A 15,138-nucleotide genomic window follows, 5' to 3' on the forward strand; every position below is an offset into this window, starting at 1 on the left:
TTTTCTTGATGCAAAAAAAGAGCAATCTACTCCTCCACCCGTTACTTCTCAAAATTATGCTGTTGCTTCAGGGGCAGCCGATTATAGCGCATCTTATAATGACAGCATGCCATTCTAATTGAACAATATAGCAAAAAGAAAAAAATGTGGATGCTTACAGATTGAGAGATCTATGAGAGAGAAAAAATATTGTGCTTCACGGGTCATACCGTTTCCGGAACCTATTAATCAATTAGCAATTGAAATGCGTGCAAAGCGCTTCTGCTTAACTTTACAAGAGGCAAAAAATCCACTTGCTGGGTCTTATATCGGGCGGCTGTGTTTGCAGGGTTTACTTACTCAAGAGCAGTATGATGCTGCGCAAAAATATCTTGAAGTGAGAAATGACTATTCGTGTGCAAAAGGCTTGCCAAGCGCTGTTTATGATGAAATGCCGTCATCTTCTGATGAGGCAGCAAGAGAAAAATGGGTTGAATTGGCAACAGAACAGTTTTCAAATATGCAAGAGGCGATAAGAGAGGCACAATGCCTCTATAGACAGTATAATCTTCATGCGGCTTTACAATATCTTGTCGTAGAAGATAAAGAGCTACCATATCTTGTAAGTTCGTTGCGTATTGCTCTGAATGCTCTCCAGAAATATTTTGATCAAAAAAATAAGTGGTAAATGTTTTACTGGTATTTTTATAAAAGCATCAAAAGCTCTTGAAATAGTTTTAAAAGTGTTATATTTTTATATAATATTTTAGAGAGGGTGTTTTTATGCATACAACAAAATTACGTAAAGTTGGAGGGTCAGTGATGCTTTCTATACCACCGGCATTGCTTGATGTTCTTCATCTTACAGAAAATACGCAAGTTGGTTTGGCTGTTGATAATGGACAATTGATTGTGAAACCGCAGACGTTTCCTCGTTACACTCTTGATGAATTATTAGCTCAATGTAATCCTTCAGATGATTTTTCGGATGAGGATATGGAGTGGTTTGATGCTAAAGCTGTTGGTAGCGAGCTCTTATGATGAAGCGGGGGGAAATTTGGCTTGTGTCTCTTGACCCGTCTGCGGGTTATGAACAAAAGGGAACGCGTCCTGTATTGATTGTATCACCAGAAGCGTTTAATCGTGTAACGAAAACACCTATTGTCTTGCCTATTACAAGCGGAGGAAGTTTTGCTAGAACAGCAGGTTTTGCTGTCTCATTAATGGGGATGGGATTGCATACAACGGGCGTAATACGTTGTGATCAACCACGCGCTCTTGATATTAGAGCGCGTCAGGGTAAGAAAATGGAAACAGTTCCCCCTATGATTATGAATGAAGTCCTTGCTAAGCTAGCAACATTTCTCACGTAGTTTTTTGCAGCGTGGCGTGAAACGTTTTTCTGTACAATACGTTGTATTTGTATTACAGTGAATACAAATATGAGGATTGCGTTATGACAATATCTATTCGTTTGCCAAGTGATCTTGAAACACGTTTGAATAATTTAGCTGCTAAGACAGGACGTACAAAGTCTTTTTATTTGCGTGAAATTATTGAACGTGGAATAGAGGAAGCAGAGGATTATTATTTGGTTTCACAGGTCAGAGAGCGTGTTCAAAGAGGAGAGGCACCTTTTTATAGCTCTGAAGAGGTAAAGAAAGAGCTTGGCTTGGACAATTAGGTATGAGAGACTAAGAAAAAATTTGCATAAATGTTTTTTAGAAAAATTTACAACTGCCTAGATATCATAACAGATATTGTATCAAGTGTCCGTAAGATCTGTCGAAATTAAAATATTTATTTTTAAAAATCGCCTCTCGCATTTCAATATTAAACTGTCTGCATTCTTCGTTGAAAGCCTCTTTCAATGTTTTCATTTTTTCAGCACTGAAGATTATATTTAGCTTCTCTTGTCCTATAAGTGTATTCCAATAGCTTAACCTATCATAGCATTTTTTACTTGATGATTTAATGTTTTCTATTGCTCCTAGTCTATAAGACCTCTCAAATGTTGGAATATCTTCAGAACTTTGTAGATTATCTTTTTCTTTATACTCATTTAGTCGCCATTTCACCTCGTCAGTATAGCAATCCTCATCTAAAGCAATATATCCTTTTGTAACAGCTTCAAGAAGATTCTTATAATGAATAAACCTTTTTCTTGCTGCTTTATAAATATCGGAAATGTTATTTAATAACAATAAAAGTGCCTTTTTACAAATTAAAAGGGATTCGTATTTAGGAACCATATGGTATGGGAATTCTAGTATCTTTTCTATTTCTTCATATTCTGTATTTTTAGATATGTCACTCCAGTAGATTTCCATAGATGCTAGCTCTTTATATACTCCTTTAGATTTGTCTTCTTGTTGTTGTTCATACAGAGACGCGATCATATCATCAACTACATATAGCCACCAATGCAACAACAACATTGTAGGTTTATAACATGTTTTTTCTGTAAGTGGATCTATGAACTTTTCAGCAACTATCCCACTTTTTTTCATTAGTCGTATTGCTTTTAGATAAGTTTTCTTAAAAATAGGGTGGGTGTGCATCATTAAAGCGTTGATTTTTTCGTTGTACTCAGGAGTAAACTCCGTTTCTAGAGCTTTCTCATAGAGAAACAATATTTCTTTATGTTCTTGAGTACAGATATCTTTTATGATGGGATGGTGGTATTTACAATCCTCATCTATCATTATTGGATGTTTTATTCTTAGTATATCCCTTTCCCACAGTCTAATTTCTGTATTCCATTGCTTAATCCATTTTCGCGATATTTTTTGAGCCTTCTTTAAAAGACTTCTATCCCATTTCGTAATTTGTTCTTTGTATATTTCTATTTCTCGATCTTTCTGTTCCTGAAGTAATTCGAATTATTCTTCATAGTCATTTATTCTTAAATAGCTCCTAAAAGACAGTAAAGTTGCTATTATTAGTAATATGTTCACTGAGAATTCAAAATATAAAAACACATCGATTATTATGATTAATAAAATCGTATTTTCAAATCCTACATTCCAACCTTTCTCTTCTACCTTTGAGATGTGGTAGATCATACGGCTTATTTAGCGTTGCTTGGTAAGATTTTGCCTTTGCAAGTGACGGGTGAGAATGGGGGCGTAAAAGCATAGGGCGCGTAGAAATTGCTCCTTTAACAATGAATGACGACAAGACAGATTAAGATTGTACCAAAACTTATTCCGATTTTTGTAGGAGATGCTTTGGTCAGAGCGGCTTGGGGGGGGGGCGAGGGGCTGGTAAGACAAGATCATTTGCCTTGATGGCTGCTTTAAAAGGCTATCAATTTGGCATGGGAGGAATATCGGGGACTATCCTTTGTGCACGTCAGTTTCAAAATTCGTTGGCAGAAAGTTCATTGGAGGAAATTAAGCGCGCGATTGAAGCCCATGACTTTTTACAGGACTATTACAAAGTTGGAGAGGCTTCAATCAAGTCGAATGATGGTCGTATAGCCTTTCAGTTTTGTGGTCTTGACCGCAATATTGCGAGCATCAAACCTTCAAGATATCTTCTAACTTAAGGTAGAAAAGTAGGGTAGGATCAAAAATGAATAATGGTATAAACGATGCGGCAGAAATTGTCGTGATCCAAGCCAGTGAGGTGAGCAAAGGTAAATTTTTAAGATAACGTTTAGACAATAAGCCATAAGTCGAGTAAGAAAGTGCTGCTGTTAAAGCAAAAGCATGCCTATTAGACTGTAAGATTCACTCTCTATACTGTTTATATTGAATGCTATAGCCGCTACACTGACAATGATCATACCAATAAGTTTAAACCATGAAAACATAAGACTATTCGTCAGGGTTCCCAATATGTAGGTAATCCTTGGAAAGTAGCTAAAACCATGGTTAAATCACTGGCTTTGAGTGATTTTAATGCCCCAAAGCTGGCAGACAAAGTACAGTGAAAATCCTAACACCGGTAGAATTAAAAAAGAAGGTATCATGGAAAACAATGGGAGGGATCTGAAAACAGCTTTTTCATGAAAGATTGTCATCAACCATAAGGCTGCAGCAGTTGCACACAACCTCAGTCCAACCGCATGTATGACGGGTATATTGCTCACCAAACTCTTAGATAATAACCAACTTATGGAAAACAACGCTAAAATGGCAAAAGTGAATAAGAATAACCGTCCTTTTAAGAAATTCAATGATTCAACCCCCCAATAACACGCCATGCATAACGTGCATAATATGATGTTGAAAAATTAAATCGTGATTGTGAGGTTTACGGTCTTCCAAGATTATTTTGGATATAACCTTTAGCCCCTGCCAAATAAGCGTCATCATCTAATGTTTCAAGTGCTTCTATATCTTTTATCATCAATGCTATTGCTTCTTCAAGACGCTTAAAATCAAATTGAAAATAACCTTGATCCGTTTCAATTAATGCTTTGTTATGCATTAATATTTCAAAAAGCAAGATATCGGTGCCAGCATCGAAAGTTATGTGCTCTGATCAGAACCTTTTGGATAACGAAATATGCGTTCTAATAGAACAAACTCCGTTATTTCTTTCCAAAATTTTGGATGATTTTGGAGCATAATAAGCACTGTAATTAAATCGACTTTAGTTTCTTCTAGAAGGCCTGTGAACCAATTTAATTTTATATATAGATTCTTATCCAATGGTCGCGGTCCGGTATGATGTGCATAGTCATGATAATAGCCCCATAAACAACGAACATCGTAAATGTCTTCTTAGATACTTCTTAGATAAGTTACGGCTATGCAATTGACCGAACAGGAATTTACTATCTGGACCGAGTAAACGTTCAGCTTCCATAATTGTTTGCTTATTGTAAATATCAAAGAATTTGCTGAAAAAAAACAAAGCAAACGCTTGCTTATCAATTTTCTGAGCAGTCGCTACCAATTCTGGGAATAGAACAATGCAATTGCCTTTTTTTAAAAAACTTGATGCTATTCCCATTTTTATACATTGAAAAGGTGATACATAATTATTTGTATATTTTGAGGTGTTGGCAAGATAGGTCGTTTCATGATGATATCCTGTAACTAATTCCAGCTGGAATCCTTCTGGAACGGGGCCATTCGTTGCACGCATTGGAGCCTAAGAAAAACAAGGGAGCATCTGGTACTGGTACTTTGAAAGCAGCCAAAATGTTATCAAATTTAGAAGGGATCGTTAAACCGCTGAGCAGCCGCTGATGAAGATCATTAGAAGTGATCGCTAAAAGTTTTGGAGATAACCCGTCAATAATATCTACATGATGGTTTAGCAGAGTGATCAATTCATTGATCATATTGCTATCTGCTGAAATTGGTTTCTTAATGTTGCCATCGAGTTCTTGGCGCATACGGAATTTGTCAACCAAGTTAACAATGGAAAGAAGTGCTTCAGATTGTTTCATGATGAGCTGACTTTAGCAAGTGAAGAAAAAAAAGCCATTGGCACTTCTCCAAAATTTTCGATAATATCCAGCTTATAGTGGTTTGCCGCAACTGATGTTGTGATACAAGAATCTGCTTTTTTAGCTTTATAAAGGACGGCAGCATCAGCATTGCTGTTGGCAAATATTTTATCGTATTGATGAACCACTAAGGACTGAGGGGCAAAGATTAAGGAACAGGATGAGTTGCTACAGTTTTAATTTCATCAGAGTTATTGCGCTTCGCTAAAACCATAGAGTGGGTCAGCATAATAAAGCTGTCAAATAATTGCATATTATCTAAACGCGTAAATATGAGTGTATGAAAAACGGGGTACGCAGCTTAGGAGATAGCCGTCTATTTTGAGAAAGTTCATTAAATACCTTTTCAAATGTTGCGTATAAGATAATACGGGATCCTGAGGCAGTCAGTAAAATATTTTGATTGTAATTGTCGCGCCCCCATTGTGCAGCAGCTGCACAGTTAGTATCTTCAGGGACTGGTGTATATATCAAGTGTATAGATAAAAATATTATTTTTAAACTGCATGATCTCTATGCTTTTAATTTATATTTTAATATAAATTAAAGCGTTAATGCTGACTTGTAGCAAATATTATTAAATAATATTAATAAAAATACGTTGCAAAATTAAAGAATAAGTTTTTCTATTGTACAAAGAATAATTCTAATTCAGTTGATTAAAGGCAATGATGGTTATCATTTTATACTATCAAATACTTCTTTTTAGGGTGATGATATCAGGTTAGAAAAAATTTTATGCATGGAGAATATATAAGACGAAGAATAATTGAGGTGTCTTTGCAGCTGAAAGGTATGCTGATGAATAAAATACGCTTCTCCATATTTTTGAATGATGTATGTTTTTGTGCCTTAAAATTTTGTGAAAAGCATTTTAAAAAATTGGAATGTGGGTGGAGACAACTCTTGTAGATGGATAACTTTCAAGGTAATAAACGCATTTTCGTCAGTAAATTTAACGTATTCAGTTTTTTTAGTAAGATAAAAGTTAAAAAAATGTATTCTAACAGCTGTTGCTCACTATATGGGCAAGACCATTGTCTTGTTTGTTAAATAAAGGATATATTTTAAGGTCAGATTGGGGTTGGTCAGATTTTGTTCTTCTTGTAAGATGGGAAAATTTGTAAGAGAGGAAAAGAAATCAATTTAAATCTTACATCAGATAGAGCTTTGAAAATCAACCGTTTTTTTTGAAATATCAGAGGTAAAACAATATGCGTGAAATTTTGAATCATTTTGATAGGCCTTTGAGTAAAAATAATTTGAATAAAAATAGTTCTGTTCAGAAGACTCAAAATTTTTCAAGCCAACCACACCCAAAACGGTTTTATAGAGAAGTGAAGATTGCTTGTAAGGAGGAGGGCTTTACGATCTTATTGGATGAACGTCCAGTTAAAACACCAGCAAAGCGTCATTTTTTTGTACCAACGGAGATGTTTGCGGAATTCATTGCGCAAGAATTTGCAAACCAACAACAAGTTATTGATCCTTCAAAGATGCCGATGACGCGTTTGGTTAATACTGTTATTGATGGTATCGCTGATGATATGCAGGTTGTTTTTGAAGATTTGTTGCGTTTTGTTGCCTGTGATATGATCTTTTATCGTGTACAAACACCAAAAGAGTTGGTGCAGCGGCAATGTGAGCAATGGGATCCTTTATTGGATTGGGCTGAAGAAAAACTAGGAGCACGGTTTTATTTGACAGAAGGGGTGATGCATGTGGAACAATCACCAGAAGCACTTCAAGCCGTGAGTCATTATTTGCGTAGCGTTGAATCTCCTTATATGCTTGCCGCACTTCATATGATGACAGCCTTAACGGGATCTGCTCTTATTGCGCTTGCTGTTGCTGCTGGAAAAATTGATGCAGATCATGCTTGGTCCATTGCTCATTTAGATGAAGATTGGGCGATGGAACAATGGGGAATGGATAAAGAAACAATAGCACGTCGTGCCCATAAGAAAACTGAATTTAAGGCTGCTGCTACAATTGTTACAACTTGTTTATAAAGTTAAATCTTTTATTGATGTGCATCCTTTTTGATTACAGTATTTTTGTAATTTTTATAGGATTGATTTTAATTTTTTCAAGCCCGGGAAATGCTTCAGTTGTTATGTTTAAGAGTGCTTTTTCATTCCCATGAATAAAATACCATTGGGGATGGTCAAACAGCGCAATAATCTCAGTTTGAATAGAGCATTTTTGTCCAGAATTTGTTGTCGTTACAAGCTCTACAGGTATCACAAAATAAAGAACGCCATTATCAAGTTCGCCTTCACGTCTTTTCTCTTGATTGATGTGTATAGTTTCAATTTTATAATTTTTTGTCAATTGTTCGATTTGGCTTTTCATGATTTGCCGAAATTGTGATTGACTAAGATTTTTTTTTGTTGTGAAGCTGTTGATAATTTGGGGAGGAATAGCATCTAAAATAGCATTTGCATCGGCATTTTGAAGTGCTTCACTGTAAGCCAATACTGATTCTTCAAAGACGACAATTACGGGATTTTTCGTTGGACTTGCTTGAGTGGTTGATGCGATAAAGACAATGCATAAAAGAATGTGAACGAGAAAATAAATTCGCAGCATTAGAAACCTTGTTAATTATTTTGAAGATACTCAGGGAAATTATAAAGGAAAAGCAGGTGAGAAAAAAGCCTCTTGTATTCTTGCATGAGGCAAATATCCACAAAAATGGAGGCTTTACGCCTCCACTTTAAAAATCAAAAGAATGCGTAGCAATTGTTTAAACAGAATAGTACATATCAAATTCAATAGGATGGGGTGTTGTTTCATAGCGTAAAACTTCTTGCATCTTTACTTGGATGAAAGAATTGATCTGGTCATCATCAAAAACATCGCCAGCTTTTAGAAAGCTACGATCTTTGTCGAGTGCTTCAAGTGCTTCACGCAAACTTCCTGAAACGGTAGGGATTTCTTTGAGTTCTTTTAAAGGAAGATCATAAAGATCTTTATCCATAGCATGTCCAGGATGAATTTTGTTTTTGATGCCATCAAGACCAGCCATTAAGAGGGCGGCAAATGCTAAGTAGGGATTTGCTGTTGGGTCTGGAAAACGCACTTCTACCCGCTTTGAGTTTGGTGAAGAACTCATTGGAATACGGCAAGATGCAGAACGATTACGTGCCGAATAGGCAAGAAGGACAGGTGCTTCATAACCAGGAACCAAACGCTTATAGGAGTTTGTGGATGGATTGGTGAAGGCGTTAATTGCTTTTGCGTGCTTAATAACACCACCGATAAAAAATAAACAGATTTCAGAGAGTCCGGCATATTCATTTCCTGCAAAAATGGGTTTACCATCTTTCCAAATGGACATATGAACATGCATGCCAGAGCCGTTATCACCAAAAACTGGTTTGGGCATGAAGGTTGCGGTTTTCCCATAACTATTTGCTATTTGATGGACGACATATTTAAAAATTTGCATCTTATCAGCTTCGCGAACAAGCGTATCAAAACGAATACCCAACTCATGCTGACCTGCTGCGACTTCATGATGATGTTTTTCGACCTGTACGCCCATATCTTTGAGTGCTGAGAGCATTTCAGAACGCATATCTTGGCAAGAATCAATTGGCGGAACAGGAAGGTAACCACCCTTCATTCGTGGGCGGTGCCCCAGATTGCCTGTTTCATATTCTGTATCATCATTGGAGGGAAGTTCACTTGAATCGAGTTTAAATCCTGTATTGTAAGGATCTGTTTTATAGCGCACATCATCAAAGATAAAAAATTCTGCTTCTGGACCTACATTGATTGTATCTCCAATGCCTAAAGATTTCATATAAACCTCAGCTCTTTTGGCGATGGAACGAGGATCTCTACGGTAAAATTCACCAGAGACAGGGTCCAGTACGTCACAAAATATGACCAAAGTAGATTGAGCAAAAAAAGGATCAATATGTGCTGTTTTAGGATCGGGCATTAAAACCATGTCAGATTCATTAATTGTTTTCCAACCTGCAATTGAAGAACCATCAAACATAACACCATCATTAAAGGTATCTTCGCTAATTTCTGCGATATCCATTGTAACGTGATGCAATTTTCCTCGTGGATCCGTAAAACGTAAATCAACAAAACGGATTTCGTTGTCTGCAATCTGTTTGATAATATCTGATGCGGTTGTCATATTCAATTTCCTTAATATGGCGTTGTGGTTGAGGTGGATAAAAAATGTGTTTTTTCGTTATTTATTAAAGGGCATCGATACCGGTTTCGTCAGTGCCTATACGAATAGCGTCATCAATGGAAAAAACAAAGATCTTTCCATCGCCTATATGTTTGGTTTGAGCTGCTTTCCGTATTGCATCGACAGTTTGTGCCAGTTTTTCATCGGATACAACAATTTCAATCTTTACTTTAGGTAAAAAGTCAACAACATATTTTGTACCACGATAAAGTTCTGTATGTTCTCTTTGACGACCAAAACCTTTCGCTTCTGTTACTGTAATACCATGTAGTCCAATTTTTTGAAGCGCTTCTTTCACTTCATCAAGTTTGAAAGGTTTTATAATGGCTTCAATCTTTTTCATGCTGAAATTATCTCCAACGTTATTTTGTCTTTTTAGACTGCATCACATTATATTGACAACTGTAAGATGTCCAACAGATACTTTTTGCACAAAAAGTCGAAAATGATGATACTCTATGCTTTTGAAGAAGCATTTCTTTTGTAGAATAAAGTGAAATACTATTGTTTTTGAAGAAAAAAGCTATAATCCTTGTAAATAATCAAAATAATAAGAGAGTTTCGTTTTTTTTGTTGAAGAATACATGGGCTTATAAAGATAATTAGATGCTTGTTATATTAAATGGGAAAATCTAATAGCGTAAGATTTTTATCATCTTAAGATTTTTTTATTATCAATCAAAAAACAATAGCTTTGTATATCATAAATAATACGGGTGTGTGGATGAAAAACGATTAAGAGAGAAACAAAAATTCCCTATAATGAACGTCCTTTCAAATTCAAAGGCTCTGGTAGTGATGGGGATAAGAAAATATTGGTAAATATAATGATAGTCCTGATTTTTTTCCATCATAAATATAAAGATGTTGGTGTACAATAATAGATGTATCAGACGATCATTTGCAGGTGATGTCATGGAATGGGAGTGGGGGAATTGAGAAATGTTTCTTTAACACGTGTCTGGAATTGACAACGCAAATATATTACGCTTGAGGCATTTTGTATTATGTGAGGAGCATGATCTTTATTAAAGAATGTGATCAATAAAAGCATGAATGTGCAATCTTTATGATAAGATATTACTGTGGATGCTTTTTATCTTGAATCAATCAAAATCACTGCACGTCATAAAGCGGGTAGGCCATGTAGGTAAAAACTATACAAGAAGGCGCTAAAAATGCCTCTTATAAACGGTCTTACGTGCCAAGGTTTGATCCACAACATTCTAGGGCTGGTAAATAATATAATGGTGCTGGCTTGCTTCTCCATAAACGTAAAGATGGGGCAACTCAATGGCTTTTATATTATTCCAGGGGACTTTGTCGTTATACCATTCATGGTCGGCGCCGCGTAATGGTCTTTGGGAGCTTGAAGAGATGTTTCTTTAAAACAAGCACGCGAATGTGCAATACGAAAACTAAAACAGCTTATAAAGCGCTCAATTGCTTTAGTTTTTGTTTCAAAAACGCTGCTATACTGAAATGAGATATTAATTGACAGGCAACAATAAAAGTACAGGCTTTGTTCGTATGCTATATTTACAAGGTAAGTCTTTCAAGAGTAAATCTTTTTAAGCGTTGGAATTGTAGAGAGATTGGCGCCGTAAAGCATCTTTTAGAAATTTTCCCGTATAGGAAGCGGGAACCTTAATAATGTCTTCTGGGCGCCCAATGGCAACGATTTTACCACCGCGATCTCCACCTTCTGGTCCTAAATCAATAATCCAGTCGGCTGTTTTGATAACGTCAAGGTTATGTTCAATAATGATGACGGTATTACCTTGATCGACGAGTTTATGCAACACTTCAAGAAGCTTGGAAATATCGTGAAAATGTAAACCAGTTGTCGGTTCATCCAAAATATAAAGTGTACGTCCCGTTGTTTTTCGTGAAAGTTCTTTTGCAAGTTTTACACGTTGTGCTTCCCCACCAGAAAGCGTGGTGGCTTGCTGTCCTACTTTTAAGTACCCCAGTCCTACTTTAATAAGAGTTTCCATTTTATGGTGAATAGCGGGAACAGCTTGAAAAAATTCCTCTGCCTTTTCGATTGTCATATCCAAAATATCGGCGATAGATTGTCCTTTAAATTTTATTTCTAGTGTTTCTCGATTATAGCGTTTTCCTTTACAGACATCACAAGTTACATAAACGTCTGGCAAAAAATGCATTTCAATTTTGATGACTCCATCACCTTGACAGGCTTCACAGCGTCCTCCTTTAACATTAAATGAAAAACGCCCTGCTTTATAACCACGAGCTTTTGATTCTGGGAGTTCAGCAAACCAGTCACGAATCGGGGTAAAAGCGCCTGTATAGGTTGCGGGGTTAGAGCGTGGGGTGCGTCCAATGGGAGATTGATTGATATCGATGACTTTATCAAGAAATTCTAATCCTTCAATTTTATCATAGCTGGCAGGGCTGTGATGAGAGCCCATGATCTGATGGGATGCTGCTTTGAAAAGCGTTTCAATAAGAAATGTTGATTTTCCTCCTCCAGAAACACCGGTGATGCATGTAAAGGTTCCAAGAGGAATGTTTGCACTGATATTTTTAAGGTTATTGCCCTTAGCGCCAATGACTTTAAGGATTTTCGATTTTGATATTTTGCGTCGTTCTGTTGGCATTCTAACAGCCATTTTTCCTGAAAGATATTGGCCTGTGAGAGAGGCTGGATTCTCTAAAATTTCTTGTGGTGTCCCTTGCGCTATGATTTCACCCCCATGAACGCCTGCAGCAGGGCCCATATCGACAACATGGTCTGCTGTGAGAATAGCATCTTCATCATGTTCAATGACAATGACTGTATTACCAAGATCGCGCAAATAGCGTAGCATTTCCAAAAGCCGTTCATTATCACGTTGATGTAGACCGATAGAGGGTTCGTCTAAAATATAGAGAACGCCTGTAAGACCAGAACCAATCTGGGAAGCTAACCGAATGCGTTGGCTTTCTCCCCCCGAAAGGGTCCCTGAGCTTCGAGATAAGGTAAGATATTCCAATCCCACATGATTTAAAAAAGCTAAGCGTTCACGAATTTCTTTTAAAATACGTATGGCGATATTACGTTGTTTTTCTGTGAGATATTGATGGATATTGGCAAACCAATCATCTGCTTTGAGAATAGAAAGGTCTGATATTTGCCCAATATGCATTCCGTGAATTTTGACAGCAAGTGCCTCTGGTTTTAAACGATAACCGTGACAGGCTGGGCAAGGTGAGGAAGACATATAACGCTCAATTTCTTCACGCGACCAAGCAGAATCGGTTTCTTTCCAGCGCCTCTCCATATTAGGGATGATTCCTTCAAAAGGTTGCGTTATTTTATGCGAACCAGAATTATTTTTGTAGATAAAAGAGATTTCATTTCCTTTTGTACCGTAGAGAATAGCTTGTTGTGCTTCATTAGAGAGTTTACACCATTGATCTGTGAGTTTGAAACCGTAAGCTTTTCCTAATGCTTCTAAAGTTTGGCTATAATAAAGTGAATCTGATTTAGCCCAAGGCGCAATGGCTCCGCCTTTTAAGGTGAGATTTTTATTGGGCACAATTTTTATTGGATCCATTGCCTTTTTGATGCCCAATCCATCACAAAGAGGACAAGCTCCAAAAGGATTATTAAATGAAAAAAGACGTGGTTCAATTTCAGGGATAGAGAAACCTGATACAGGGCAGGAAAATTTTTCTGAAAAAAGAAGCCGTTTGTGTGTGTCATTTTTGGACTTATGAGCAGATTCTTTTGCCGTTTCTTTTTGCGCCAAGGGTTGGTCTGCCATTTCAGCAATGGCAAGTCCATTGGCTAGCTGTAAACAGGTTTCTATACTATCAGCCAAGCGAGAGGTGATATCTTTCTGTACAACAATGCGGTCTACCACAACATCGATGTCATGTTTATATTTTTTATCAAGAGGCGGAATATCAGGGATTTCATAGAATTTTCCATCAACTTTAGTGCGTTGAAACCCCTTTTTTACAAGTTCTGTTAGCTCTTTTTTATATTCTCCTTTTCGATCCCGTACTAAGGGAGCCATAATAAAAATTCGTGTTCCTTCAGGTAAGGCCATAATTTGATCAACCATTTGGCTTACCGTTTGGCTTTCAATAGGAAGTCCTGTCGCAGGAGAATGAGGAATACCAATACGGGCAAAGAGAAGGCGCATATAGTCGTGGATCTCAGTAACGGTACCGACTGTTGAGCGAGGATTGCGGCTAGTTGTCTTTTGTTCAATGGAGATAGCAGGCGAAAGGCCGTCAATACGGTCAACATCTGGTTTTTGCATCACTTCGAGAAATTGACGTGCATAAGCCGAAAGGCTTTCGACATAACGGCGTTGTCCTTCAGCATAAATCGTATCAAAAGCTAAGGATGATTTACCTGACCCCGAAAGTCCAGTGATAACAATGAGTTTATCACGAGGGAGATCGAGATCAATATTTTTGAGGTTATGCTCACGTGCACCGCGAATGGAGATATATTTTTGATGAGTCATATTTATCCTTGGCATATGTGACAAAAATTGAGCCTCTAAACTGGAATAAAACTGTTTTTTTTAAATTACAATGTGTTTAACTGCTTTAACGCAGAAAGAAGGTATAAGTTTTGTAAAAAGAAAAATACAAATGAGCAGCTTTTTATTCTCTACTGAAGGAATAAACTATGCGTTGTTATAATATTTTGTTATAATTATACGGAATACAATATTGGGAAAGGATAGCAATATCCATATTGAAGGTCAATGACAGACGTGCAAATTGAAGGTCAAGATGGTTATAACTGTTATATAACAGACTATTTTACGAATTAAAATTTTGGAGTTTATGCGATGGCTGGTAGCCTTAATAAAGTTATTTTGATTGGTAACCTCGGGGCGGATCCTGAAATCCGCCGTTTGAATTCAGGAGATCAAGTGGCAAATTTGCGTATTGCTACTTCGGAAAGTTGGCGTGATCGCAGTACAAATGAGCGAAAAGAACGCACTGAGTGGCATAATATTGTTATTTTTAATGAAAACCTTGTCAAAGTTGCAGAGCAATATTTAAAAAAAGGCAGCAAAATTTATATTGAGGGGCAGTTACAGACACGAAAGTGGCAAGATCAAAATGGCAATGATCGTTATACAACAGAGATTGTTTTGCAAAAATATCGTGGTGAATTACAAATGCTTGATGGGCGTGGCGGAGCGAGTGGGGAGCAGGGAGCAAATCAAGGGGGGAGTTACAGTGGTGGTTTTGCAGATAGTAGCTCAAATCAGAGAAATACTTTTGGTCAAAATAATAACCAAGTGGGAGAAAGTTTTTCTCATAAATTAGATGATGATGTGCCTTTCTAAGAGCCTTTAAATTACAGTATTACGATTTCTTTATGGTTTGTTTGTTTCAGATTTTTAGAAGTTTAGCAAAGTGAAAACTATTCATTAGAAAACTATTCATTATTGGTAATTTTTAATAGAAATTAATAACATCTTGAAAAATATTG

Annotated in this window: 16 protein-coding genes and 2 pseudogenes; 8 read left to right on the top strand and 10 right to left on the bottom strand. The window is 36.8% G+C overall.

All coding sequences use genetic code 11. The features are described from left to right. From FNZ60_RS10190 to relB, 5 genes and pseudogenes are all read left to right on the top strand, one after another. A pseudogene (locus FNZ60_RS10190) lies at window positions 1-118 on the top strand (single-stranded DNA-binding protein); the annotation flags it as partial. Between the two features lie 54 nt (window positions 119-172). Further along, a complete protein-coding gene (locus FNZ60_RS06490) occupies window positions 173-667 on the top strand; it encodes a hypothetical protein (protein ID WP_142416832.1) in 495 nt (164 codons plus the stop codon). Window positions 668-762: 95 nt separating this feature from the next. Further along, complete coding sequence (locus tag FNZ60_RS06495) at window positions 763-1,020, top strand: AbrB/MazE/SpoVT family DNA-binding domain-containing protein (protein ID WP_142416833.1); 258 nt, start codon at window positions 763-765, stop codon at window positions 1,018-1,020. After that, window positions 1,020-1,352: a type II toxin-antitoxin system PemK/MazF family toxin gene (locus tag FNZ60_RS06500; protein ID WP_142416928.1), complete on the top strand. Its 333-nt coding sequence runs from the start codon at window positions 1,020-1,022 to the stop codon at window positions 1,350-1,352. Before FNZ60_RS06495 ends, FNZ60_RS06500 begins: the two co-directional genes overlap by 1 nt. Before the next feature lie 83 nt (window positions 1,353-1,435). Next, window positions 1,436-1,663: a type II toxin-antitoxin system RelB family antitoxin gene (gene relB / locus FNZ60_RS06505; protein WP_142416834.1), complete on the top strand. Its 228-nt coding sequence runs from the start codon at window positions 1,436-1,438 to the stop codon at window positions 1,661-1,663. Between the two features lie 64 nt (window positions 1,664-1,727). On the opposite strand, the gene FNZ60_RS06510 is transcribed toward relB, so the two are convergent. After that, the gene (locus tag FNZ60_RS06510; RefSeq protein ID WP_142416835.1) at window positions 1,728-2,684 is read right to left on the bottom strand and encodes a hypothetical protein; all 957 of its coding nucleotides are present in this window, start codon (window positions 2,682-2,684) and stop codon (window positions 1,728-1,730) included. Window positions 2,685-3,149: 465 nt separating this feature from the next. Between FNZ60_RS06510 and FNZ60_RS06515 the strand changes: the two are divergent. Then, window positions 3,150-3,505 (top strand): annotated as a pseudogene (locus FNZ60_RS06515) (phage terminase large subunit); the annotation flags it as partial. Here the strand turns inward: FNZ60_RS06515 and FNZ60_RS10530 are convergent. The 5 genes from FNZ60_RS10530 to FNZ60_RS10210 form a co-directional block, all read right to left on the bottom strand. Further along, on the bottom strand, window positions 3,501-3,647 hold the full coding sequence (locus FNZ60_RS10530; RefSeq protein WP_342774758.1) for a hypothetical protein: 147 nt from the start codon (window positions 3,645-3,647) through the stop codon (window positions 3,501-3,503). The pseudogene FNZ60_RS06515 and the gene FNZ60_RS10530 overlap by 5 nt on opposite strands. A gap of 592 nt (window positions 3,648-4,239) precedes the next feature. Then, window positions 4,240-4,416, bottom strand: coding sequence for a hypothetical protein (locus FNZ60_RS10195; RefSeq protein ID WP_246054732.1), 177 nt, complete (start codon window positions 4,414-4,416; stop codon window positions 4,240-4,242). A gap of 252 nt (window positions 4,417-4,668) precedes the next feature. Beyond that, complete coding sequence (locus FNZ60_RS10200) at window positions 4,669-5,079, bottom strand: hypothetical protein (RefSeq protein WP_246054733.1); 411 nt, start codon at window positions 5,077-5,079, stop codon at window positions 4,669-4,671. After that, the gene (locus FNZ60_RS10205; RefSeq protein WP_246054734.1) at window positions 5,012-5,386 is read right to left on the bottom strand and encodes a hypothetical protein; all 375 of its coding nucleotides are present in this window, start codon (window positions 5,384-5,386) and stop codon (window positions 5,012-5,014) included. Before FNZ60_RS10205 ends, FNZ60_RS10200 begins: the two co-directional genes overlap by 68 nt. Continuing rightward, window positions 5,383-5,574, bottom strand: a complete 192-nt coding sequence (locus tag FNZ60_RS10210) for a hypothetical protein (protein WP_246054735.1) — start codon at window positions 5,572-5,574, stop codon at window positions 5,383-5,385. The genes FNZ60_RS10205 and FNZ60_RS10210 overlap by 4 nt, the downstream gene beginning before the upstream one ends. A gap of 1,086 nt (window positions 5,575-6,660) precedes the next feature. Here FNZ60_RS10210 and FNZ60_RS06535 point away from each other — a divergent pair. Then, window positions 6,661-7,458, top strand: coding sequence for an ATP12 family chaperone protein (locus tag FNZ60_RS06535; RefSeq protein ID WP_142416836.1), 798 nt, complete (start codon window positions 6,661-6,663; stop codon window positions 7,456-7,458). Window positions 7,459-7,492: 34 nt separating this feature from the next. On the opposite strand, the gene FNZ60_RS06540 is transcribed toward FNZ60_RS06535, so the two are convergent. The 4 genes from FNZ60_RS06540 to uvrA all read right to left on the bottom strand — a co-directional run bounded on the left by FNZ60_RS06540 (window position 7,493) and on the right by uvrA (window position 14,152). Further along, on the bottom strand, window positions 7,493-8,038 hold the full coding sequence (locus FNZ60_RS06540) for a hypothetical protein (protein WP_142416837.1): 546 nt from the start codon (window positions 8,036-8,038) through the stop codon (window positions 7,493-7,495). Between the two features lie 157 nt (window positions 8,039-8,195). Continuing rightward, on the bottom strand, window positions 8,196-9,605 hold the full coding sequence (gene glnA / locus FNZ60_RS06545; protein WP_142416838.1) for a type I glutamate--ammonia ligase: 1,410 nt from the start codon (window positions 9,603-9,605) through the stop codon (window positions 8,196-8,198). A 64-nt stretch (window positions 9,606-9,669) separates the two neighbouring features. After that, the gene (locus FNZ60_RS06550; RefSeq protein WP_142416839.1) at window positions 9,670-10,008 is read right to left on the bottom strand and encodes a P-II family nitrogen regulator; all 339 of its coding nucleotides are present in this window, start codon (window positions 10,006-10,008) and stop codon (window positions 9,670-9,672) included. A 1,228-nt stretch (window positions 10,009-11,236) separates the two neighbouring features. Next, window positions 11,237-14,152 carry an excinuclease ABC subunit UvrA gene (gene uvrA, locus FNZ60_RS06555; protein ID WP_142416840.1) on the bottom strand — a complete coding sequence of 972 codons (2,916 nt, stop codon included), beginning with the start codon at window positions 14,150-14,152 and terminating at the stop codon, window positions 11,237-11,239. Window positions 14,153-14,485: 333 nt separating this feature from the next. On the opposite strand from uvrA, the gene ssb reads away from it, so the two are divergent. Next, complete coding sequence (gene ssb / locus FNZ60_RS06560) at window positions 14,486-14,992, top strand: single-stranded DNA-binding protein (RefSeq protein WP_142416841.1); 507 nt, start codon at window positions 14,486-14,488, stop codon at window positions 14,990-14,992. Window positions 14,993-15,138 lie beyond the last annotated feature (146 nt).

Origin of the sequence: Bartonella massiliensis (assembly GCF_902150025.1) — a bacterium.
GTDB classification, from domain to species: domain Bacteria; phylum Pseudomonadota; class Alphaproteobacteria; order Rhizobiales; family Rhizobiaceae; genus Bartonella; species Bartonella massiliensis.

What these genes read in the sequence shown, in the direction of transcription:
- FNZ60_RS06490 (WP_142416832.1), top strand. Translation starts at nt 173, where the DNA reads ATGAGAGAGAAAAAATATTGTGCTTCACGGGTCATACCGTTTCCGGAA.
- FNZ60_RS06495 (WP_142416833.1), top strand. Translation starts at nt 763, where the DNA reads ATGCATACAACAAAATTACGTAAAGTTGGAGGGTCAGTGATGCTTTCT.
- FNZ60_RS06500 (WP_142416928.1), top strand. Translation starts at nt 1,020, where the DNA reads ATGAAGCGGGGGGAAATTTGGCTTGTGTCTCTTGACCCGTCTGCGGGT.
- relB (WP_142416834.1), top strand. Translation starts at nt 1,436, where the DNA reads ATGACAATATCTATTCGTTTGCCAAGTGATCTTGAAACACGTTTGAAT.
- FNZ60_RS06510 (WP_142416835.1), bottom strand. Translation starts at nt 2,684, where the DNA reads ATGATAGATGAGGATTGTAAATACCACCATCCCATCATAAAAGATATC.
- FNZ60_RS10195 (WP_246054732.1), bottom strand. Translation starts at nt 4,416, where the DNA reads ATGCATAACAAAGCATTAATTGAAACGGATCAAGGTTATTTTCAATTT.
- FNZ60_RS10200 (WP_246054733.1), bottom strand. Translation starts at nt 5,079, where the DNA reads ATGCGTGCAACGAATGGCCCCGTTCCAGAAGGATTCCAGCTGGAATTA.
- FNZ60_RS10205 (WP_246054734.1), bottom strand. Translation starts at nt 5,386, where the DNA reads ATGAAACAATCTGAAGCACTTCTTTCCATTGTTAACTTGGTTGACAAA.
- FNZ60_RS06535 (WP_142416836.1), top strand. Translation starts at nt 6,661, where the DNA reads ATGCGTGAAATTTTGAATCATTTTGATAGGCCTTTGAGTAAAAATAAT.
- FNZ60_RS06540 (WP_142416837.1), bottom strand. Translation starts at nt 8,038, where the DNA reads ATGCTGCGAATTTATTTTCTCGTTCACATTCTTTTATGCATTGTCTTT.
- glnA (WP_142416838.1), bottom strand. Translation starts at nt 9,605, where the DNA reads ATGACAACCGCATCAGATATTATCAAACAGATTGCAGACAACGAAATC.
- FNZ60_RS06550 (WP_142416839.1), bottom strand. Translation starts at nt 10,008, where the DNA reads ATGAAAAAGATTGAAGCCATTATAAAACCTTTCAAACTTGATGAAGTG.
- uvrA (WP_142416840.1), bottom strand. Translation starts at nt 14,152, where the DNA reads ATGACTCATCAAAAATATATCTCCATTCGCGGTGCACGTGAGCATAAC.
- ssb (WP_142416841.1), top strand. Translation starts at nt 14,486, where the DNA reads ATGGCTGGTAGCCTTAATAAAGTTATTTTGATTGGTAACCTCGGGGCG.